22 protein-coding genes are annotated in these 20,952 nt (G+C 57.4%); 10 read left to right on the top strand and 12 right to left on the bottom strand.

Features of this window, described 5'->3' with window-relative positions; genetic code table 11:
* Positions 1-88: 88 nt before the first annotated feature.
* Genes HDE80_RS17350 through eat form a run of 3 tightly spaced genes read left to right on the top strand, consistent with a single transcriptional unit; the run spans position 89 to position 3,622 of the window.
* Complete coding sequence (locus HDE80_RS17350; RefSeq protein WP_184673014.1) at positions 89-1,477, top strand: ethanolamine ammonia-lyase subunit EutB; 1,389 nt, start codon at positions 89-91, stop codon at positions 1,475-1,477.
* Positions 1,477-2,280 (top strand): ethanolamine ammonia-lyase subunit EutC, encoded by an 804-nt coding sequence (eutC, locus tag HDE80_RS17345; RefSeq protein ID WP_184673012.1) that lies wholly within the window; start codon positions 1,477-1,479, stop codon positions 2,278-2,280. The genes HDE80_RS17350 and eutC overlap by 1 nt, the downstream gene beginning before the upstream one ends.
* Positions 2,264-3,622 (top strand): ethanolamine permease, encoded by a 1,359-nt coding sequence (eat, locus tag HDE80_RS17340; RefSeq protein ID WP_255483907.1) that lies wholly within the window; start codon positions 2,264-2,266, stop codon positions 3,620-3,622. Before eutC ends, eat begins: the two co-directional genes overlap by 17 nt.
* Here eat and HDE80_RS17335 read toward each other — a convergent pair.
* Complete coding sequence (locus HDE80_RS17335) at positions 3,606-5,531, bottom strand: alpha/beta fold hydrolase (RefSeq protein WP_184673008.1); 1,926 nt, start codon at positions 5,529-5,531, stop codon at positions 3,606-3,608. The genes eat and HDE80_RS17335 overlap by 17 nt on opposite strands.
* Before the next feature lie 115 nt (positions 5,532-5,646).
* On the opposite strand from HDE80_RS17335, the gene HDE80_RS17330 reads away from it, so the two are divergent.
* On the top strand, positions 5,647-6,657 hold the full coding sequence (locus HDE80_RS17330) for a DUF4105 domain-containing protein (protein WP_255483906.1): 1,011 nt from the start codon (positions 5,647-5,649) through the stop codon (positions 6,655-6,657).
* Positions 6,658-6,685: 28 nt separating this feature from the next.
* Here the strand turns inward: HDE80_RS17330 and HDE80_RS17325 are convergent, their stop codons facing one another.
* A complete protein-coding gene (locus tag HDE80_RS17325) occupies positions 6,686-7,891 on the bottom strand; it encodes an MFS transporter (protein ID WP_184673006.1) in 1,206 nt (401 codons plus the stop codon).
* A 212-nt stretch (positions 7,892-8,103) separates the two neighbouring features.
* A complete protein-coding gene (locus tag HDE80_RS17320; protein WP_184673004.1) occupies positions 8,104-9,981 on the bottom strand; it encodes an aspartyl protease family protein in 1,878 nt (625 codons plus the stop codon).
* Positions 9,982-10,108: 127 nt separating this feature from the next.
* Here HDE80_RS17320 and HDE80_RS17315 point away from each other — a divergent pair, with 127 nt between their 5' ends.
* The gene (locus HDE80_RS17315; protein WP_184673002.1) at positions 10,109-10,552 is read left to right on the top strand and encodes a helix-turn-helix domain-containing protein; all 444 of its coding nucleotides are present in this window, start codon (positions 10,109-10,111) and stop codon (positions 10,550-10,552) included.
* Here HDE80_RS17315 and HDE80_RS17310 read toward each other — a convergent pair.
* Positions 10,504-11,106 carry an NUDIX domain-containing protein gene (locus HDE80_RS17310; RefSeq protein ID WP_184673000.1) on the bottom strand — a complete coding sequence of 201 codons (603 nt, stop codon included), beginning with the start codon at positions 11,104-11,106 and terminating at the stop codon, positions 10,504-10,506. The two genes, HDE80_RS17315 and HDE80_RS17310, sit on opposite strands and share 49 nt — an antisense overlap.
* Positions 11,107-11,189: 83 nt before the next feature.
* Here HDE80_RS17310 and HDE80_RS17305 point away from each other — a divergent pair, with 83 nt between their 5' ends.
* The 4 genes from HDE80_RS17305 to HDE80_RS17290 all read left to right on the top strand — a co-directional run bounded on the left by HDE80_RS17305 (position 11,190) and on the right by HDE80_RS17290 (position 15,020).
* Entirely contained in the window at positions 11,190-11,945 is a 756-nt protein-coding gene (locus HDE80_RS17305) for a DeoR/GlpR family DNA-binding transcription regulator (RefSeq protein ID WP_184672998.1), read from the top strand.
* 619 nt (positions 11,946-12,564) lie between these two features.
* Positions 12,565-13,113, top strand: a complete 549-nt coding sequence (locus tag HDE80_RS17300) for a helix-turn-helix domain-containing protein (RefSeq protein ID WP_184672996.1) — start codon at positions 12,565-12,567, stop codon at positions 13,111-13,113.
* 46 nt (positions 13,114-13,159) lie between these two features.
* Positions 13,160-14,074, top strand: coding sequence for an alpha/beta hydrolase (locus HDE80_RS17295; protein WP_184672994.1), 915 nt, complete (start codon positions 13,160-13,162; stop codon positions 14,072-14,074).
* A 289-nt stretch (positions 14,075-14,363) separates the two neighbouring features.
* Positions 14,364-15,020 (top strand): alpha/beta fold hydrolase, encoded by a 657-nt coding sequence (locus tag HDE80_RS17290; RefSeq protein WP_255483904.1) that lies wholly within the window; start codon positions 14,364-14,366, stop codon positions 15,018-15,020.
* A gap of 162 nt (positions 15,021-15,182) precedes the next feature.
* Here the strand turns inward: HDE80_RS17290 and HDE80_RS17285 are convergent, their stop codons facing one another.
* The 5 genes from HDE80_RS17285 to HDE80_RS17265 form a co-directional block, all read right to left on the bottom strand.
* Positions 15,183-15,614, bottom strand: a complete 432-nt coding sequence (locus HDE80_RS17285; protein ID WP_184672992.1) for a UPF0158 family protein — start codon at positions 15,612-15,614, stop codon at positions 15,183-15,185.
* A 520-nt stretch (positions 15,615-16,134) separates the two neighbouring features.
* Positions 16,135-16,473: a hypothetical protein gene (locus HDE80_RS17280; protein WP_184672990.1), complete on the bottom strand. Its 339-nt coding sequence runs from the start codon at positions 16,471-16,473 to the stop codon at positions 16,135-16,137.
* Positions 16,474-16,803: 330 nt separating this feature from the next.
* Positions 16,804-17,355 carry an STM3941 family protein gene (locus HDE80_RS17275; RefSeq protein ID WP_184672988.1) on the bottom strand — a complete coding sequence of 184 codons (552 nt, stop codon included), beginning with the start codon at positions 17,353-17,355 and terminating at the stop codon, positions 16,804-16,806.
* A gap of 682 nt (positions 17,356-18,037) precedes the next feature.
* On the bottom strand, positions 18,038-18,460 hold the full coding sequence (locus tag HDE80_RS17270) for a hypothetical protein (protein ID WP_184672986.1): 423 nt from the start codon (positions 18,458-18,460) through the stop codon (positions 18,038-18,040).
* Positions 18,461-18,514: 54 nt separating this feature from the next.
* Positions 18,515-18,919 (bottom strand): hypothetical protein, encoded by a 405-nt coding sequence (locus tag HDE80_RS17265; protein ID WP_184672984.1) that lies wholly within the window; start codon positions 18,917-18,919, stop codon positions 18,515-18,517.
* Positions 18,920-19,066: 147 nt separating this feature from the next.
* On the opposite strand from HDE80_RS17265, the gene HDE80_RS17260 reads away from it, so the two are divergent.
* Positions 19,067-19,435, top strand: coding sequence for a hypothetical protein (locus HDE80_RS17260; RefSeq protein WP_184672982.1), 369 nt, complete (start codon positions 19,067-19,069; stop codon positions 19,433-19,435).
* Positions 19,436-19,604: 169 nt separating this feature from the next.
* On the opposite strand, the gene HDE80_RS17255 is transcribed toward HDE80_RS17260, so the two are convergent.
* From HDE80_RS17255 to HDE80_RS17245, 3 genes are all read right to left on the bottom strand, one after another.
* Positions 19,605-20,009 carry a hypothetical protein gene (locus tag HDE80_RS17255; protein WP_184672980.1) on the bottom strand — a complete coding sequence of 135 codons (405 nt, stop codon included), beginning with the start codon at positions 20,007-20,009 and terminating at the stop codon, positions 19,605-19,607.
* 67 nt (positions 20,010-20,076) lie between these two features.
* Positions 20,077-20,433, bottom strand: a complete 357-nt coding sequence (locus HDE80_RS17250; protein ID WP_158752837.1) for a hypothetical protein — start codon at positions 20,431-20,433, stop codon at positions 20,077-20,079.
* Positions 20,434-20,482: 49 nt separating this feature from the next.
* Positions 20,483-20,800 carry a hypothetical protein gene (locus tag HDE80_RS17245; protein ID WP_184672978.1) on the bottom strand — a complete coding sequence of 106 codons (318 nt, stop codon included), beginning with the start codon at positions 20,798-20,800 and terminating at the stop codon, positions 20,483-20,485.
* Positions 20,801-20,952: the final 152 nt, after the last annotated feature.

Genomic DNA, 20,952 nt, shown 5'->3' with positions numbered 1-20,952 from the left:
GTAGGGAAATGCAGGGTAGAGCGATCTGTCGTTGCGCAATGCACAAAATGACCGCTAGTATCGAATCGACCGGCGAGAGGGCAAGTCGATGGCCTATACCGCGGCCGTGGGTTCCACCCATTATCGTTTCGAGGACCTGCGCGCGCTGATGGCGTGCGCATCTCCGCGTCGCTCCGGTGACGAGCTGGCGGGACTGGCGGCAACGAATGAAGAAGAGCGCGTCGCCGCTCGCTTCGCGTTGGCCGATCTGCCGCTGAAGACTTTCCTCGAACAGGCCTTGGTTCCCTACGAGGAAGACGAGGTGACCCGGCTGATCGTCGACACGCATGACGCCACTGCCTTTGCTGCCGTTGCGCACCTCACCGTCGGCGAGTTTCGCGACTGGCTGCTTTCGTACGAAGCGGATGCCGCCACGCTCGGCGCGTTGGCGCCTGGTTTGACGCCCGAGATGGTCGCGGCGGTGTCCAAGCTGATGCGCAACTCTGACCTGATCGCCGTGGCCGCCAAGTGTCGGGTAGTCACGGCGTTTCGCAGCACGATCGGTTTGCCGGGCACACTTGCCAGCCGACTGCAGCCGAATCATCCGACCGACGACCCGGCCGGCATCGCGGCGGCCGTGCTGGACGGTCTGCTGTTCGGCATGGGGGATGCGGTCATCGGCATCAATCCGGCCGGCGACAGCCTGTCCGACTGCATCACGCTGCTGAAGCTGCTCGACGATTTGCGCCAACGCTTCGATATACCGATGCAGTCGTGCGTGCTGTCGCATGTCACCACCTCGGTGCAGGCGATCGAGCGCGGCGCGCCGCTGGATCTGGTGTTCCAGTCGGTGGCGGGTACCGAGGGCGCGAATACCGGCTTTGGCGTCAACCTGTCGCTGCTGCGCGAGGCGCACGATGCGGTGCGTTCGCTCAAACGCGGCACGGTCGGCCAACACGCCATATATTTCGAAACCGGGCAGGGCAGCGCGTTGTCGGCCGGTCAGCATCATGGCGTCGATCAGCAGACGCTGGAAGTGCGCGCCTATGCGGTGGCACGCGCGTTCGATCCGCTGCTGGTGAATACCGTGGTTGGCTTTATCGGCCCGGAATATCTCTACGACGCCAAGCAGATTATCCGTGCGGGTCTGGAGGATCACTGTTGCGGCAAGTTGCTCGGGCTGCCGATGGGTGTCGACGTCTGCTACACCAATCACGCCGAAGCGGATCAGGACGATATGGACGTGCTGATGCATCTGCTCGCCAACGCCGGCGTCAATTTCCTGATCGCGGTGCCGGGCGCGGATGACGTGATGCTCAACTACCAGAGCCTGTCGTTCCACGACGTGCTCGGCCTGCGCCATGCGCGCGGATTGAAGCCGGCACCGGAATTCGAACGCTGGCTGGCGCAGATGGGCATGCTCGATGGTGAAGGTCGGCTGCCGCCGCCGCAAACGGGCGGGGCGCCGCTGCGACGGTTGCTGGGGGCGCCGACCTGATGAGTGACGAGCGTGCTGTCGATGGGCATGTCATTGACGAGCAGGCGCGCGATCCGTTTGCGCGGTTGCGCCAGTTCACCCGCGCACGCATTGGACTCGGCAGAACCGGCGATGCCTTGCCAACGAAGGAGCTGCTGAATTTCCAGGCTGCCGCGAGTCAGGCACGCGACGCGGTGCATGCGGCGCTGGACATCGACGTGCTGCGCAAGGCCCTGATGCCCCGTAAGTGCATCGAGGTCGGCAGTCGCGCCACCAACCGGCAGAGTTATCTGCTGCGGCCCGATTGGGGACGCGAACTGGGCGCGGGCGAAGATGCCCTTGACGCAGCCCGCGGCGAGTACGACCTCGCCTTCGTAATCGCCGATGGTTTGTCGGCGCGCGCGGCGATGAATCATTCGGTCGCGATGCTCGACGCCTGCACTGCACGACTCAGCGACTGGTCGATGGCACCGATCGTACTGGCGACGCAGGCGCGCGTCGGCCTTGGCGACGCCATCGCGCAACGGCTGGGAGCGCGCATGGTCGCGGTGCTGATCGGCGAACGGCCGGGCCTCAGCGTCGCCGACAGTCTCGGTGTCTATCTGACCTGGGCACCGCAGCCGGGGCAGGCGGATTCGCTGCGCAACTGCATCTCCAATATCCACACGGACGGACTCAGCTACGAACGGGCCGCCACGCTGCTGGCGTGGCTGGTCCATGAAGCACGCCAGCGCAAGCTGACGGGCACGGCACTCAAACCTGATCTTTCATCACAGGCGGGCATCTCGGATGAACACAGCAGCAGGCTTGAAGAAAACACTTAGCGGTTTTCACCTATGGGGCATTGCCGTGGGGCTGGTGATCTCGGGCGAATACTTTGGCTGGAGCTACGGCTGGGCCAGCGCGGGCACACTGGGATTTCTGGTCACTGCCGTGTTCATCACGGTGATGTATGTGACTTTCATCTTCAGCTACACCGAACTGACGACGATGATTCCGTCCGCCGGCGGGCCGTTTGCCTACAGCTATCGCGCGTTCGGCGCCTGGGGTGGGCTGGTCGCCGGCTTCGCTACGGTGGTGGAGTTTGTCTTTGCGCCGCCAGCGATTGCGCTGTCGATCGGTGCCTATCTCAACGTGCAGTTTCCCGCGTTGGAGCCGAAGCTGGTGGCAGTCGGCGCGTATGTGGTTTTCATGGCGTTGAACATCGCCGGCGTGACCATTGCGGCGACCTTCGAGCTGATCGTCACGCTGCTGGCGATCATCGAGCTACTGGTGTTTATGGGCGTGGTCGCCCCTGGCTTTGCCTGGCAGCATTTCACCGCCAACGGTTGGGCCGGTCATGCCATGCTCGATGCCAAGGCGTTGGGCGGCATCGTGGCGGCGATTCCGTTTGCGATCTGGTTTTATCTGGCGATCGAAGGCGCAGCTATGGCGGCCGAGGAAGTGCGCGATCCGCGGCACACCGTACCGATCGCCTATATCGCCGGTATCGGCACGCTGGCCGTGCTGGCTTTTGGCGTCATGTTGTTCGCCGGTGGTGTAGGCGACTGGCGCACGCTGGCCAATATCAACGATCCACTGCCGCAGGCAATGCGCGTGGTCGTGGGCAACCATAGCGGCTGGCTGCACATGCTGGTGGCGATTGGTCTGTTCGGACTGATCGCCTCGTTTCACGGCATCATCATGGGTTACTCGCGGCAGATCTTTGCGCTGGCGCGCGCAGGCTTTTTACCGACCATCCTGGCGCAGCTGGGTGCGCGTCGACGCACGCCGCACTGGGCGATTCTAGCGGGTGGCGTGGTCGGCGTGGCGGCGATCTATTCCGATCGCTGGGTGCAGATCGGCGGCCAGCCGTTGACCGCGAATATCGTCACGCTGTCGGTATTCGGCGCCGTCGTGCTTTATCTGGTCTCGATGCTGGCACTGCTGCGGCTGCGGCGCACCGAGCCATCGCTGGAGCGGCCGTTTCGCGCGCCGTGCTATCCGTGGTTTCCCTTTATCGCGCTGGTGACTGCGCTGATCTGCCTGTTGACGATGGTGTTTTACAACGCGGTGCTGTTCGCGATCTTTGTCGGCTTGTTTGTGCTGGCCGCGGCGTATTACTGGTTGGTTGTGCGCGGGCGCATAGCGCGTGGGCAGCCCGGTGAGTTCAGCGCGCGGCGCTGATCGTTGCCACCGGTGACGATGGTTTCGTCGTCGCTTCCTGCAGGCGAAGGATTCGACGCAGTTCGAGGATCGCCGCCGGCGTTTCCTGCACGCTGTGCCACGACGGTATGGCGAGTTCGGAGTCGGCGCCGGCCAGATGCGCGCTGGAGTAGGGCACAATCCCATCGCTGCTCGTGGCCAGCGGGCCGCCGTTGGATTTATACACGCCGACGATGGTGTGATAGCGCACGCGCGGCGAGATCGGCAGATTCTCGGTCGCCATGATGAAAGGATCCTTGTCGCTGAGGTTGTCGATGCTGTTGGGCAGACGGAAGGGCTTGCCGGTCGCCGAGGCATCCTTCAGTACGTCGGACAAATTCGTTACCTCCGCCAACAGGCTTGCTGGCAGCCGGATCAGTCCGCGAAACAGCAGCGCCAGTCGACCTTGCGCTAGTGGAGTACCGCGATGTGGCGAGGCCATGAATACGGCCCGGGTTACTTGCGGCATCGGGGTGAACTGGAGATAGGGTGCGAGTCGTTGGCGCAGCTTTTGACGCTTGGCTTCCGACAGGTTGGCGCGCACCGGTATCACGTTCCACAGCTGCTCGTTGCTCGACGACACCAGCAGTCGTGCGATCACGCCACCCATGCTGTGGCCGACCAACACCATGTTGTTTGACGCGCGTGCCTTGCCCGTCGGGTCGAAGTGCTTCAGCGTGGCATCGAGTGCCTTGCGGATATTCGCCAGGTTCACCGCGACCGGGGCATTCGTCGGATAGTAGACCTCCCACACCTGGTAGTTGCGGCGCAGGTCTTCGTCGCCCATGACTTCGTTCGAGACGTTGATCCACGCTTCGGGACTGCTCGCCAGCCCGTGCAGCATCACCACGGTCAGCCTGTTCGGATCGTATGGCTGCATCAGCAACACGCGCGGTGTGGTGATGCCGCCTTCGCGGCCCAGTAGTGAACGGATCGACTGGCTGGCAAATCCCGAGCGCGCCAGCCATACGCCATAGGCGGCCGTAAAGTTGGCGGCCAACGGTACGTCGCGCCCAGCGAGCGTGATGGTGTCGTCGCGATACGGATCCTTGGCCAGTAGCCGAACCTGTCTGGTCGCGAGTGCGTCGCCCAACGTCGCGCCGTCGAAAACCAGCGCACCGGTCATCGAGACATAGTCGGGATTGCGCCACGGCACGGCGTCGGAGTCGCTATCCGGCGGCGCCATGGCGACGAATTCCGAGCCAAAGCCATCCCTGGTGTAGGTATCGCGCAGTCCCTTGAAGCGCAGGCCTGCGGCGGGGATCAGCTCTACGGGCACTTGCGCGTCGCCCGACAGTCGCACATCGGTCTGCGGATGCGTGATGGTCCAGCCGGCGACCGAGGCCTGCGTCCAGTCCGAACCAAGCTTCGGCAGCTCTTCAAAAAAGCGCGTTACCGCGCGCTGCACGGAGAAATTGTAGAAGTCGATTACCTGCACCTGGCGCAGTTCGAACGCGCGATCCGACGGCTTGCGTGCCGTGTAGAAGAGATAGGCGTAGGCGTAGCGTGCGGACTGCAGATAAGCATCAAGCGCTTCGTCATCCATCGCAGCGGCATTCGACTTCGTGTTCTTGATAGCTTTCGCCAGCCAAAGCTCGGAGAGCGCCGAGAGCCGCTGCTCTTCGTTGAGGCCGGTCGATTGCAGGATGGTATCCGAACAGCTGACGAACGCTTTCTCGCAGCCGTCGGTGGTCAGCGCCACCACGTTCAATGCCTGCACCGTATTGTCGCTGAGGCGCTTGGCACCCAGCACATCAGCGCGGCGGTCGGTAACGTAGTCGCGCGAGGTGACGTGTTTCATGTCCACCATCGCGCAGGCACACAGGCCCAGGAGGCCGGCAAGGGCGATGCCTCGCAGCGTCCATGCGGCTATTCGATAGTTGATCGACATGCTTGCATTCTAGCGGCGCAAAGCCTCACCACAATGACAGCCAGCACCGTTGTGCGAATTGTCATTGCGCCGCCAAACCGGCACGCTTGCAACTATTGATGGGAGTTGTGGCGAAATGACCAAGAGACGCTGGATGATTGGCCGCACCGTGCTCAGTGTCTTTGTCGGCTTGGTCACGTTCGTTTCCGGCGTATGGGGGGCGATGGCGCTGTGGTTTCAATTACCTGGCGGCGCCGTGGTGCGGACCATCGGCAGCCTGGTCTGGGCGATCGTGGTGATTTCGCTGGCCGCTTTCGCGATCAGTCGTCGCAGCTGGTTGCCGCTGGCTTTCTACGTGTTGGTCTTTGGCGCGCTGATGGCGTGGTGGTCGACCATTGCACCCTCCAATAATCGCGTGTGGGCAGACGACGTGGCCCATCTGATGAGCGGCACGGTCGATGGCAGCCACGTCACGCTGACCAATGTGCGCGACTTCACCTGGCGAACCGAAGACGACCACGATATTCGCTGGTATACCCGCACCTACGATCTCGATCAGCTTGTCTCGGCCGATGCCGTGTTGTCGTACTGGGGCAGCGAGGCCATTGCCCACGCGATGATCTCGTTCGGCTTCAGCGATGGTCGCCACGTGGTTTTTTCGGTCGAGATTCGCAAGAAGCGCGGCCAGCAATACTCGGCTATCGGCGGGTTCTTCAAGCAGTTCGAAATGGTACTTACGGCGGCTGACGAGCGCGATATCATTCGTGTGCGCACAAATGTTCGTGGCGAGGATGACTATCTTTATCCGCTGCGGATGGACAAGACGGCGATGCGTGAGCTGTTTCTATCCTACGTGAAAGCGGCGAACCAACTGGTGACCACACCCGCGTTCTACAACACCATCACTTCCAACTGCACCACCATCGTCTATGGCATGGCCCGACGAATAGACCCAGGCTTGCCGTACGACGTCCGCCTGCTGCTTACCGGCTACCTGCCGGAGTACCTGTATGAAATCGGCGCACTCGATAAAAGCGTATCGATTGACGAGCTGCGCAGGCGTGGGCGCGTTACCGATCGGGCCAGAGCCAGTCTGCCCACGGATGATTTTTCCAGGGTGATACGTGTGGGTCTGCGCGGACCCTAGGATGAAACTGGCGTGGGCGCATTGAGGTTCAAGCGGAGATTTTTCTCCGGTCGAGCGCGAACGACCAGATCAGCACGCCGATACCAATGAGCGACAGGCCCAGACCCACCCAGCCGGTCGACGTCCATCCATAGCCGGCGGCAATGGCTATGCCACCCAGCCATGCGCCGAGGGCGTTGGCGATATTGAACGCGCTGTGGTTCAGTGCAGCAGCCAGCGATTGGGCATGGCCCGCGACATCCATCAGGCGTGCTTGAAAACTCACTGTCACCATCGTGCAGACACCGATCAGAAACAGTACGGCAATCATGGTCGAAGCCGAGTGCGCCACGAAGACCAGGATGGTCAGTATGAGCGCGGTAAAGGCGTACATACCGATCATCGTGCCCTTGAGCCAGCGGTCAGCGAGTTTTCCGCAGACGATGCTTCCCACCACCATGCCAATCCCGATCAAGCTCAACATCAGCGGTACACGCGTCAGCGGCAGATGGGTTACCTCGGTTAGCAGGGGTGTGATGTAACTGTAGACCGCAAATATGCCGCCGAAGCCGATAGCCGCCGCGAGCAGTGTCAGCCAGACCTGCGGCCGCTTCAACGCACCCAGCTCGGTCAGCGGGCTGGCGTTTTTATCTGCTGTCACGCTCGGCACGAAAACATAAATCATTGCGGCCGTAAGAAACGCGATAACCGCCACGGCCATGAATGTCGAGCGCCAACCAAACGTCTCGCCAAGCCAGGTCGCCGCCGGCACGCCAAGCACATTGGCCACGCTCAACCCCATGATGACCTTGCCGATGGCTTCGCCCCGTTTGGATGGCGGCACCATCGCAGCGGCCACCAGCGACGCCACGCCGAAATACGCACCGTGCGGAAGGCCGGCAACGAAGCGCGAGACGAGAACCGCGCCGTAGCTGTGGAAAATCGTTGTCGCAAAATTGCCCACGGCATACAACAGCATCAAGCCAACGAGCAACGCCTTGCGCGGTGTACGCGCCATCAGGATCGTGATCGCCGGCGCACCGACCACCACGCCCAGCGCATAGGCACTGATCAGATGACCTGCCTGTGGCACGGAAACGCCAAGATCCCTGGAAATCTCGGGAAGCACACCCATGGCGGCGAATTCGGCCGTACCGATCGCCAACCCTCCCAGCGCCAGCGAGATTTCGGCAATGCCGACACCGTGTGGCGCGACGGCGCGAATGCCGGGTTCAGCAGGTGGAGAGGATGACATGGCAGCAGATCCTTGGAGTCGGAGCGTGGTTCAAACACCAGCCCGTCGGACCTGTTTGAGACTTGCCTTATGTTAACCCGTGACGGCGCCCCAAAATTCCGTATCAGTCCGTCGGTACCGTTCCGCTATCGATCACGAATTCCGTGCCGTTGATTGAGGCGGCGCGATCCGATGTGAAGAAGGCGGCCGGTTTGGTTTTGACGTTGTGCGGATTATTTCATCGTGGCTGGAATCCGATCGGCCAAGATCAGTGTTGTGTCACTGCTTTTATTGCCGCGCTCAAATTCAACAGTCATTCTCGTGCCAACTGGCAGTTCGCGTAATTGACGGCGCCAGTCCGCGAGTGACTTTGTGGAAATTGGCGCACCATCGATTGATTGAATGCGGTCATCGACATGCAAACCTGCACGCTCAGCCGCGCTATCTTTGGCAACATCGGCGACTTTCAGCGTGTCATTGTCCGTGAGCAGCCACAGGCCGCTACGATCGAAAGCGTCGGGTTTGCCAAAGTCGGCGTTTGGTGCGAGGTACATTTTCTTGTTTGCATAATCGAATGCAACGACAAAATGCCATAACACGCCACCACCGAGATTGCCCGCCTGGTCGGGATTCGTGAAGCCACCCTTGGTGCCGGTGAACAAGTCGCCCGCAATATTGTTGATGCTCTGGTTGCCGAGCCGCAGCTCGCCCAGCCGAGCCGGGTGTCCGCGTGATGCTCCGCCGACCCCCCAACCAGTTACGCTTTCTGGCGCAGCCTGGTATTTTTCGATCAGACCGTGCGCATGTACAAACGGTGCGCTCATGGTTAGTGAGTCGCGCGAACCCGTGTCGACACTGAGTCGCACCGGTATGTTGTCCAATACACCGGACACGATCGGCATATGACCATCGAAGTCGAATGCCAGCGCAGTAGAGCCCGGCGGCGGTAAAAACTTCTTCGGGTCAGAAAGCGTCAGCTGCCTTTTTGCGTAATCTATTTTTACGCCGAATCGCTGGAACATCTCGTAGCCAACAAGACCATCTAACGTAACGCCTTCGACCTTCGGCAGTTCACCTAGATCAACTACCAAGAACACCGGATTTGCGAGGGTTGCCGTACCGACGCTTACTTGCTTCGCGCGAGCAAACGCCAGATCGATGTTTTTCTCTCCCACTCCACCTGCGGCCATTTTGCCTTCGCTGTTCAATCCGAATTTCTTCGCCGCCGATGGCGTGAGCAAGTTTTGACCGCCGGTATCGACCATGAAACGTGCTGGCTTGCCATCCACTGCGCCGTTGACATAAATATGGTTGTTGACCAGATCAAACGAAATGCTGGTGATGCCACTGGCGTCACCGATATGCGCAGTAGAGACCATTGCAGGGACGGCAAAGTCGCTATTGGATACCGCGATATTGGCATTGATGTGGTTGATTTGGATTTCTTCGTGGTTGCGCGGATCCGTGCGACCAGCGGCGTCGGTCAGGTCGGTAAGATAGCGAAACGGCAAACGCACGCCATCGACATCGCGATAATCGTCAAGCACCGTCGTTGAGATGTCCTGACCTTGACGTTGGACGATGCGTGCAAGGAGACCGGTGTCAGCCGCGATCCATAACGTGATTGGATCCCCCTTATCAGGCGTTGCTTCGATAACGCTATAACTCTTGCCCTCAAGCTCGCGTATTTCCACTTTTCCATAGACTGCGGCAATACGTTGCGGATACCAATAACCATGCGCATCGACCCACGCTGAGCTTCGCGCGCGCCTGATCGCTTCAGGAGCATCATGCACGGCGACTTCGCTGCCGGGCTCGCGTTCCCACGATCGCTTCCCGTCATAGCCTTGCGCACCATCAATCGGGCCGGCCTTGTAGCTTTCGCTGGAGCGGCCTGTCAGAAGATCCTGAGTCATATGGAATTCGCCGTTAAGCCCGCCTGCTTTCACTGTGCCGACGCTCTGCAGTGAATGTACGCCATCCCATATTGCACCACCGCTTGCTGCCTTGAAGCGCTCAAATACGGTATTTGCATCGTCGGCGTGAGCCATCACTGCAAGAAATAAAGCAACTGTGCCAAGTAATGCCTTTAAGGGCAGTCTGTGCGTCATGTTCATCTCCGTTTTGACGATTCAGGTGCTTGTGCGAAAAAATGCTTAATTGAATAATTTCATTGAATTTCAAAATGGACAAGCCAACTGATGGCATAGAGAAAACTCGTGAACAGTCTCATTGAGGATGCAAAAGATCGCTGCGCTGACCACGCCAATTCGTGCTGAACTTGCTACTGCGATTCAGGCCTTGGGTGTTGCAGCGATGGTTGCGGAACTCGCATCACAACTCGGTCGCCGCGAAGATGGCCTCTATTACCATCTTCGTGCACTGGTGCAAGTTGGTTTGGTGCAGGTGCGATCTAATGCTGCAAGCACGGCCCAGGCACACCGGCAAACTCATCGCCTTGCATTGGAACTGACTACGCTCGACATCACGTCGGCGCGGTGCAATCAAACGATACCAATGGTGAGAGTAGGGCGAGAGAAATTCAGCGACGCGCATGAGTTGCGTCGACGCACTGTAGTGTTTGTGGTGGTGCTGAGCTGTTACTTTAGCTCGCTGCTGGTGCTGTCATGGCGTCAAGGGACGTGCTCTGGCGCATCAAAAATATGCAGCGCCGCGTATTGAAGCAGCATGATGGTTTTGCCGTCGACGATCTCGCCGTGACGAACCATCGCCAGCGCTTCATCGAATGGAAGCTCCAGTACTTCGATGTCTTCGCCCTCGGCTTCAATGCCCCCGCCTGTGCCAACCTTCGATGTCGCATCGTACTCAGCGACAAAGAAAAACAATTTTTCGGTGACTGATCCGGGGCTCATGAACGCTTCGAAGACTTTGCGCACCTCACCGACGCGATAGCCTGTTTCTTCTTCCACCTCGGCGCGGATTCGCCGCTCTGGCGTGGCTTGATCGAGCAGGCCAGCGGGTGCTTCGATCATCATGCCGGTGTGGCCATTGACGTAGGTAGGGAAACGAAACTGACGGATCAGGACAATCTGCCGCGAGGTCAGTTGATAGAGCAATAACGTGGCACCGTTGCCACGGTCATAGGTCTCGCGTTGCTGGCGCTGCCAGCGGCCATCAGCGCGGCGGAAATCGAATACCGTCTTCTTCAATAGATACCAATCGTCGGACAGCACATGGCTCTCGATGACGCGTACCCGATCGGCGGTTTCAGTCATTGCACGACTCTTGTCTGGACAGGACACGCGAAAAACCTTATCGTGCATTATCATGCAATGTCAATTATTTTCGTGCAAATGTCATGCTGACGACTCATCGCAAAAAAGCCATTCTTGCCGCGCTCAAACGTGACGGTCAGGTTATTGCCAAGGCACTTAGCGAATCCTTCGGCGTGTCCGAAGACACCATTCGTCGAGACTTGCGCGAGTTGGCCAGCGATGGATTGCTGCAGCGCGTGCATGGTGGGGCATTGCCTTCATCTCCAGCTGCCGCCGATTTTGTACAGCGGCAGCAGATCAGTACGGTGGCTAAGTCGGCCATCGCGCGCAAAGCGGCAGAACTGATCTTGCCCGGACAGGTCGTCATCCTCGATGGCGGCACCACGTCGGTTCAGTTGGCAAAGCAGTTGCCTTCAACGCTTCAGGCAACGGTTGTCACGCACAGCCCCAGCATCGCCGTTGAGCTGGTTGGTCATCCCCACATCGAGGTGGTGCTGATCGGCGGTCGCCTGTTCAAGCATTCGGTCGTTACGGTAGGAGCCGTGGCAATCGAGGCTATCGGACATATTCGTGCTGACGTGTACTTCATGGGCGTCACCGGCGTGCATCCCACGGCAGGACTGAGTACGGGCGATCTGGAAGAGGCGTACATCAAGCGTGCACTGGCTGCGCGTGCCGCCGAGGTTGTGGTGCTTGCCTCGGCAGAGAAGATCAACTCTGCCTCCGCCTACGTCATAGCAGAAGTCACTGCGGCCAGCACCATTGTGGTTGAACGCGAAACGCCTGAAGCATTGACGGCGCCGCTGGCTGCATTGGGCATCACCATCCTACGTACTTAGATTTACGGCAACGAGCGATCCGGGATCGCTACTTGGTTCTTCTGTCAGCTGATTGCGTATTTCGATCAAAGCCGCCGTCGATTCCACACTCAAGTCGGCCACCGGAAATGCTGTCAAACCCACCAGCCAAAATGCTACCAAACCTGCCACCCCGCGGGCGATTGAACGGCATGCTCCAGTGATTCCTTCCGGTCGGCGAAGATCTGACAAGAGACCACCGCGAAGATCTGCGCGACCGATCCCAGATCGGCCGATAGTGTGAAAAACTCGCTTCGAAAACTTGAGATCGTTTAACAGCGAGAAAATCCGGCCGCGACAATCGCTTTCTGTCGACCTGAATGTGTAAATTTGTACAGAATCGAATTGTCGTTGCCGTCGCGATTCAAAATTTGGACGTCTATTTGTTAAGTCGGAGTTTTTCAACAGAATCGGCCAACAACGGCCGGTCAGGTGCTTCAAATGCGGGCCGCAAAACTGCCATTGCGGTACCTGTCAGATCGCACCAGTCGACGGTATGCGGCTAATCCCTGCAATGTCCAAAGTCTTGTGGGCATGACCCGTTTGACATCGGCAATATGATCGGACTACCGTTATCACAATTGATAACGATTATTTTCCTTTGGCCAAAAAAACCGTTCTGGATGTGTTGGTCCACCCGATCCGCCTGAGGATCGTGCGGGCTTTTGCAGGAAGAGCGAACCTTACCGTTCGGGACTTGGCAAAAGATCTTCACGACATCCCGCAAGCCACGCTTTACAGGCATTTGAACCGATTGACCGAGGCGGGCGTCTTGACGGTCGCTTCGGAAACCCCCGTGCGTGGTGCCTTGGAACGTAGCTATCGAATCGATCCCGGCACCGTCAGATTGACCAAAGAAGAAATTAAAGCCATCGATCCAGAAACTCACCAGAAGTACTTCTCGATCTTTGTCGCCTCGTTGCTAGAGGACTTTGGCCGCTATACCCGGACCGGTGATATCGATGTGGTGGGCGATGACGTTCACTATTTGCAGATTCCTATCCTTGCGACACCCGAGGAATTCGCCAGCTTCATGAAAGGGTTGGCGGCACTCGTCAAAAAGTTTGCTGAGCACAAGCCTGCGCAGCATCGGATACGGCGAACGGTATCTATCGTCACGCTCCCAGAAAAGCCCACGAAAGCGCGTTGAATCCATCGTTCATTAATTCAGTGAGCAATCAATCAAAGGAATGCCAATGCAAGACAATGTCATAAGGCTCAAGGACGGGAGAAAGCTCGGCTTCGCCGAATATGGCAAACCTGATGGCATTCCATTGCTGCTGTTTCATGGCACACCCGGCTGCCGCTTCATGACGCGGTTGGAGACCGCGTCATGGATCAAGGAAAACGACGCACGCGTGATTGTTCCCGAGCGACCTGGCTATGGGATTTCCGATCCAGCCCCCAGACGAACAATCATGGATTGGGCCACGGATGTAGAGGAACTGGCTGACCATCTCGGCCTTGCGTGGTACCACGTTGCAGGTGGGTCGGGTGGTGGTCCCTATGCCATTGCTTGCGCGATTCATGCCCCAGAACGAGTATTGTCTGCAACGCTGCTTTGCAGTGGGGGACCGCCCGAGATAATGCCTTCATCGAAGGAGATGAATTCAGGAAACAGAGTTGCTTTTTTTCTGGCGAACTACGCGCCGTTGATTTTGAGAGTGCTGTTCGCAATCAATGCCAAATCCATTAAGAAGCAACGGCCGGAGCTCGGTTCAAAGGACTCAGAGAAATTGGAACGTTTGAAGTCGAAACGGCTTGCAAGGTTACGATTGCCAGAATGGGACAGGCGTGTTTTTGAAGCGCAAGATCCTGAACACGCAAGGATGCAAGCGAGAGAAATTTTTCGCCAAGGCGGCGACGGCGCGTATCGCGACCTTTTACTTGTGAGCCGCCCTTGGCACCTCGACCTCAAAAGGCTGACGGTTCCGGTATTCATGTGGCATGGCACAGCGGATACGAATGTTCCCATATCAACAGCCCGCGCGTTTTCCGGCCTCATACCTGGTTGTGAGACCCACTTCATACCGGATGCGGGCCATCAGCTTCTTGCAAGTGAAGAGGTATGTTCACAGATGGTCGCTCGGATGTTGTCCGCCACTGCGTAACAGATTTCCTGCAGCCGATCGTCACTCTGCTCAGCCAGCTTTCGCCAGCTGTGCTTAAGCGTTGATGCATATGCCATCTCTGCGGCAGACAGCTATTGAGGAACGTCGACCACATCATGAGGATCCGCACACTTCTTCTCACGGTTGCAGCACTTGTGCTGATTTACTTCGTCGCAGGGGCATACTTGTTGCGATTCGCGCTTGAGCCAATGGTGTTCCGCACATTGCGCCCTCTGCGCATACAACCGCGCCAGTGCTCCAAACGATCAGCGGCGATGACGGCAATAGCATGTTGGTGCGGCGCTACGGAAAACCGACAGTCGGATGTGTCGTGTTCTTTCCCGGCCAACATGGCATTCTTTCGGCGTACGAGGAGGACATATTCCCTGCATTCGCCGCTAAAGGAATCGCCGTTTTGGCCGTCGCCTACCCGCGGCAAAATGGTGCCCACGGAACGTCTCACCTGAATGAGATCTTGGCACTAGGCGCTCGGGTCGTTGCTTCCGCCCAATCTACATGTCCAGGCCAGAGGGTCGTAGTGTACGGCCGCTCGTTGGGTTCCATGGTCGCCGCCTACGTCGCCGCAAGGTCACAGCTGACGGGGCTTATCCTCGAGAGCGCGGCACCCGCGCGCTCATCAGCGATTCGCCTTCGGCTAAGCGCTCGGTGGTATCTGGCGCCGCTGGCACTGCTACCTGTTTCAAGACTCCTCCCACACGACTATTCACTGGCTGAAGCACTTTCCAACACGCGGGGTGTGCCGGCTGTCGTATTCCAGGGCACGGCGGATAGCGAGACCCCGCTCTCGTTTCTGCGGGTTGCTGGCGTCCCTGACAATCTACGACTTGTCGTGGTTTCGGGCGGGTCGCATCCAACCACGTACCTTTTGGCGCGAGATCGGATCATAAAAGCGGCGCTATCCATGCTTTGGTCACAATGGTCCTGACACTTCTTAGAAAACTGCCCCAAAGCGGATGCTCGCGACGACAAAAATGCCTCGGACAGCGACACGGGGAGCGGTCGCTATCCGGCCAACACCGGCGGGTCGCCAGATACAAATGCATGCCGCAAAGCAGCCATTGCCGTGAGCGTAAAGGTTCTGGCGCGGCTAAGACTTGAGCTGCAGGTCGTTCTCCGCACTCCATCTTCGCAGGGCCTCTTCCACGGCCGTCTGCTCGAACGCGTACCAATCTTCAAGTCGGTCCTTTCGATCGAGCAATGCCTTAAATCGTTGATACGCGCCTCGGCTTTGAAAGTACCCATAGGTAAGTTCGTAGGACTCCGGCAAATGGGCCTCGACAAAGTGCAAGGCGAGCTCCCGCCCGAGACCAAGATCCCCCTTGCTCGGGAGTGCCAGGTAGACCTTGTTGTCTTCGATATCTTCCGGGAGATCCTCTTCTACATCGGCGCTACTCGATGAGCAGAAAACCTTACCGCTGATCCTGTTGACGTAAGCCTCGTTTTCGAAGGAACCTGCAGCGCTCGCCCACTCGAGACCTGCGAGGAGTTCATCGAAACTGACGGGCGTGTTCGTTTGCATTTTCGTTGCTGGTTAACGCTGGAGTTAAGCGGCGGCGAAGCCGTCCGCCTTGAACGAGATGTTAGAGCGCATCAGTCGACACTCCAGCCAAGACGGAAATATAAAGAAGAGCAAGCTGGCAGCTTGACAAAGCAGTGAAGCCTGTAAGCCCAGGAGCCCTCAAGCTCCTCAACCTGCAGATGGCATGAACCACCGGGAAACGCTTGCCCCAGTGCTGACGTGAAGCTCTTGAGGCAAGGCAAAGTTTCGTGTGTCCTCTCGCCTAAGCGGTTACCGCAGACACATGCAAAGAACTCAAGAAGCAACTCTTGTGTCGACTGAGCTTGCGGCTGCCATGTGATTGCCGAGTCGGCAGCGACGATCTCTAGCTGGAGGCCACCTTGATCCCAAACCGAGTTTGAGGCTGCGCTCAAGCCTTGAATGAATCCCGCAAGATATTCAGGAAGTTGCATATGCGCTCTAACGCTGGAGTTAAGCGGCGGCGAAGCCGTCTGCCTTGAACGATTTGTTAGGCGAAATGTCAAAATTGCCATAGGCCACACAAATCACCGAGTGCACCAAAAACTAGTACTGCCCCTAATAGTCCACTGATTGCAACTGACGTCCAGAAACCTGTCGAATCATCTGAACGTTTGAATTTGGACAGGACGAGCGTAGATGCACCGCTGCGAATATCCAATAAAGTTGCAAGCATGATTAGGGCGCCCGCCCCAACGAAAATCCAGTCCGTGCCGAGTCTACCCAACGAATGCGCACGAGATTGAGCGAAGAGCATGGAGGCCAGCGCAATGCACCAAATAAAGAAACGCATAGATGCATAGCCTGACTCAATACTTTCGCGTTGCTCCTCAATGTTCACAAAGTCCCCTTGTCGAGCTCGCCTAACGCTTGAGTTAAGCGGCGGCGAAGCCGTCCGCCTTGAACGAGTTGGCACGCCCTAAAGGCCTCGGAACGAACCACTGCACAGCCCACATGGGCATGAGTGTAGCCATGCAGAGGTTGGGTTGCCTCTAGCTTCAACTGAGATTGCGTGGCCACAGGTTGGACAAGTTGCCGTAACTGGCTTGCCCTCATTGAACTGGCCAAGCGCAACTAACACCGGCTCGGCTTGTGCCGGGAGCCGAGAAAAGTCAACTCCAGCAATGTATCGGTCTACATCGTCAGTCATCTGGAAGGCCTAACGCTTGAATTAAGCGGCGCCGGAGGCGTCCGCCTTGAATGAGTTGTTAGGCGCATCTAGCGACTGTGCCAACAGATACTTGTTGATAAGTTGGACCATGTCGTCGAATCCAATGGCTAAAGTGTTTGACGAAATGGCAACCGGACTAGGGATGCGGTTTTCCATCGCTTTCAGTGCGGCCCGCATTATTGGTCCACGTGATGCAATATATTTGTCTGGGTTCTTGAGTAGCACATAAAGAAGACGCTGGTTTTTGATCTGTTGCTCGCTCAGACCGGATATGTCTGACCAAGGAATAAAGCCACGTGGAAATATGCTCGAGTTGTCAGTCAATCCGCGGGTATCTAGGACGAGGCCCGGAGAGAAGTCAAATAGCTTGCGTAGAGCAAAGAGGAGAGCTAGGCCAAAGAAGACTATGCTGACAACGCCGAAACCACGCTCCAGCAAAGAGCCGTCAGGCTTTCGTATCAGAAAGCAACCCAGCGCTACGAAACCAGCGGCAGCTAATGAAAACAGAAGAATTTTCGTTTTGCTGAACGGGATGGTAGTTGTCTGTGCCATAGATGCCTAACGCTGGAGTTAAGCGGCGGCGTAGCCCGTCCGCCTTGAACGAGTTGTTAGGCCCAAGCATGCCAGCGCCCTAGAGCCGCTTGAACACATAGTAGAGGCGAACCAGTGGCCCACCAAATATACGATAAAGGGCCTCGCGTAACGATGGGGCGCTAGCGCTTGGATTGACTCGATCTCTGCGCTTACTTGCCCGGTCTAACTTTTGAGATGCGATAGCGCTTCGCTTTTGCTCAGCGCGCGACCGCCTCTCCTCGACGAAGCGAGCATGCCGACGTTCCTGCCGTGTGAGAGATGACTTCACTTCTTTTGGCCTAACGCTGGAGTTGAGCGGCGGCGTAGCTGTCCACCTTGAACGAGTGGTTAGGCCGGACGCTACACATTGTGCCGAGGATACCAAACACCCCGAACAACCATAGGCCCGGAATTTGGAACGACATGCTTTTGGTCTAGCTCTGCAAAGGTAATATTTTGCACGACATTGGTGAATTGAACTTCTTTTGGCGGATAACCAAATTGACGCAGTAGCTGCTCAGCTTCCGCCTCGGTGGAAGCCGTGACGCCGAAGCCGAGACCCTTAGTCACGTTGAACCAGAAAGGTATGAGCATTGAAGGCCTAACGCTGGAGTTAAGCGGCGGCGTAGCCGTCCGCCTTGAACGAACTGTTAGGCAAACTTTAGAAGCCAAGCTCATGGCCGGTCCATTTCTGTGTGACATCAGAAACCCCTGTGCCACGTCCTACCGCTGTAACTGTCACAGAAAAGCACGACGCACTATCTGCGTCGGCCGGAATTAAGATCCCTATGACGTTGTTCCATCGCCGCAAGTCAACTGCTGCAGCGCCCAGTCTTGGTGTTGCCTCGAAATCATTTCGGGTGGGCATTTCGTAACCCATACGGATGTTATACAGCTCCGGAATGTTCGCAAGCTGCGATATCCGACTGCACGCTACCGTTATGGTCAATTTATCGATCTGCCCTAACCGCTCGACATCGCGGCTTGGAAACTTTATGAAGCGAACTTCCGCCTGTGTGGCAGATGCAGAGGTGGAAATGATGAAGGTCGCAAGCAACGCTACTTTTTGGAAGAGTGTCTTCATGAGGCCTAACGCTGGAGTTAAGCGGCGGCGAAGCCGTCCGCCTTGAACGAGTTGTTATGCCTTGCCGAGAACTTGATTGCGATAAGCGAGCCAAGCAGCTTGACCAGATGCCGGCTCATTGGACTGCTCGAGAAACTCACCGCTGCCACAGTCCAAAGCTTGCCAGCCGTTTTGAATACACAGAGTAACGATAAGAGGGACGACTTGTTCCGATGCGCGGACGTGGAGCATGAAGCCGTTGTTTGACTCGGGCTTGCCCATGTTGAATTCGATCGAGCCGCCTGGGAAATCGTAGTTGCCCCAAGTCGGATCGCTCCAATCGGTGCCGTGAAAAACCTCAGAAATGGCAGCTCGCACCTCGACTTGCGAGCCAAGAGGGACACAACGCTCATCGTTGGGAATTTGCTGAATCGAAGTGTAGACGCGACTGAAGCGTTGAATGCTTATGTCCCAACTCACGAGGATGCTCCCTTTGAGGCATAACGCTGGAGTTGAGCGGCGGCGTAGCCGTCCGCCTCGAACGAGTGGTTAGGGCTCACTCGGATCAACTTTTTTGAGTGAGGTTGCCGTTGCTGGCGAAGCGCTGGCTGGCGATTTTGGTGCAGAGTGTCCAAAGCAAGAAGGTGCCACATCAGTCGGACCTTCAGTGCAATAGAGACCGTTTTTGTTGAAGCCCAGCTGCAAGCAACCTTCAAGCGCGAGGCCAGCCAACAATATGCAAATGGTTTTTGCGACAAGGGTGGAAACTCGTTTCATGGTGTTTGGAGTGAAATTGGTCAAGGGTTTTCGCCGATTGTGGCGGTACATGCGCTGTTGGGGGGCCTAACGCTGGAGTTAAGCGGCGGCGCAGCCGTCCGCTTGAATGAGATGTTAGACGATTGCGGCGAGGTTCGGTTGGGCGAGGCCGTTGGCCAGGACAAGCGAAGAACGCCGAGCAACCGCCCCTTACAAACTACCAGCTCTGCAGGCGCATGACTTGCCGTAACGCCGCGCTAAGTGCTGCTGCGGCGAGAGACAACAAGCAAGCGCGAAGCTGGGCGAAACACACGAAACGAAACACTGGCAGAGCAAACGCCTAACGCTGGAGTTAAGCGGTGCCGGAGGCGTCCGCCTTGAACGAGATGTTAGACAACTTCGCCGGGAGCTAAAAGATGGCGCTAGCTTTGGTGCAGACCGCATTGAGGATTTGGCGAGTTTGAAAACTGCCATCGGCGTTGACCGCGCCGGCTCTCTCCATGAGCGAAAGTTGACCACTGAAGCGGTTGAGAAAGCCGCTAAATGCTTTGTTTGAGTCCAGTTGGAAACCGACGCCATTGTCTTGCCGATTGATGACGGTGTAGGTTGCGTCAAGACCTGCCGCCCCCTGAACTTTGACACTATCGTTTGAGACTTGAATATATATGCCGCTTACAGGGGTTTCTCGTATGTCGGCCGACGCATAGTTGCTGTACGTGCCATGGCACCCGAGATTGGTTGTGCCGGGAGCACTTTGTGCAATGCAAAGCCCGGAAGGCAATGCAACGAGAACGATTGCAATCCATGTCCGCATGACACCTCCCATAGTTGTCTAACGCTGGAGTTAAGCGGCGGCGAAGCCGTCCGCCTTGAACGAAATGTTAGGCACCAAACTCACGCAGCACCTCAATCTTGCCAACAATGTTGTCATTGAGAGCCTCAAGCTCGCCGGCTGGAACCCACCACTCTGTATGAAGAGCCCCGCCGACCTTTTGAATGGGGTAGTTGGACATAAATGATGAGCGGACCGAGAAACGTGTGACCGCACCGTACCCACTGTCTTTGACGTTCCATTTCTCCGCAATCTCAGCAGCGTACTGCTCGTTAGTGACTGGATAGAAAATAGGTTGCCCGGGAAGCCTGGGTGGCCAGCGAGTGAAGCCGGAAGCTCGCAGAAGTTCGAGCTCCTCCGGCCCAACAGGGCGATACAAAATGGTGGTTTCGTCCGAATCTGTCATTTGGTGCCTAACGCTAGAATTGAGCCGCGGCAAAGCCTTGAACGAGTTGTTAGGCCTGGTACGTGATGCAAAAAAGAAGCTCACTGCCAGATACCTCCGGATTGTGGTGATGCTCAACTTGCGAGTCTTGCATGGTGCTGCGGAACCAAGCATATAACTCGGCCTGACTTAGCTGTGGAGCTGACGCGGTGCCTTGGTGTTGCTGTGAATGGCCGAGCTTACCATCGGGGTAGCGGAGCCAACCATCCCAGCCCAAAACAGAGACGCCCGATTGCGCCATAAGTTGCAACGCTTCGAGAGCCTCGGAAAGCGGCAGCACGAGCTCGCTTGACGAGGCTGACTTGAATTGAAATTCTGCGATGCTCAATGAAAGGCCTAACGCTTGAATTGAGCGGCGGCGTAGCCGTTCGGCTCGAATGAGTGGTTAGGGGTTGTCAGCGCAGACGAGAAACGCGTAATCACTTGGCGACACCTGATGGGTGAACTGTTTGCCTGCATAGTTGAGCACAGCAGCCGAAC

Source organism: Rhodanobacter sp. A1T4 (genome assembly GCF_014207185.1).
Lineage (GTDB): Bacteria > Pseudomonadota > Gammaproteobacteria > Xanthomonadales > Rhodanobacteraceae > Rhodanobacter.
The sequence above is the reverse complement of the archived record's forward strand: the minus strand, read 5'-3'. Positions and strand labels throughout refer to the sequence as shown.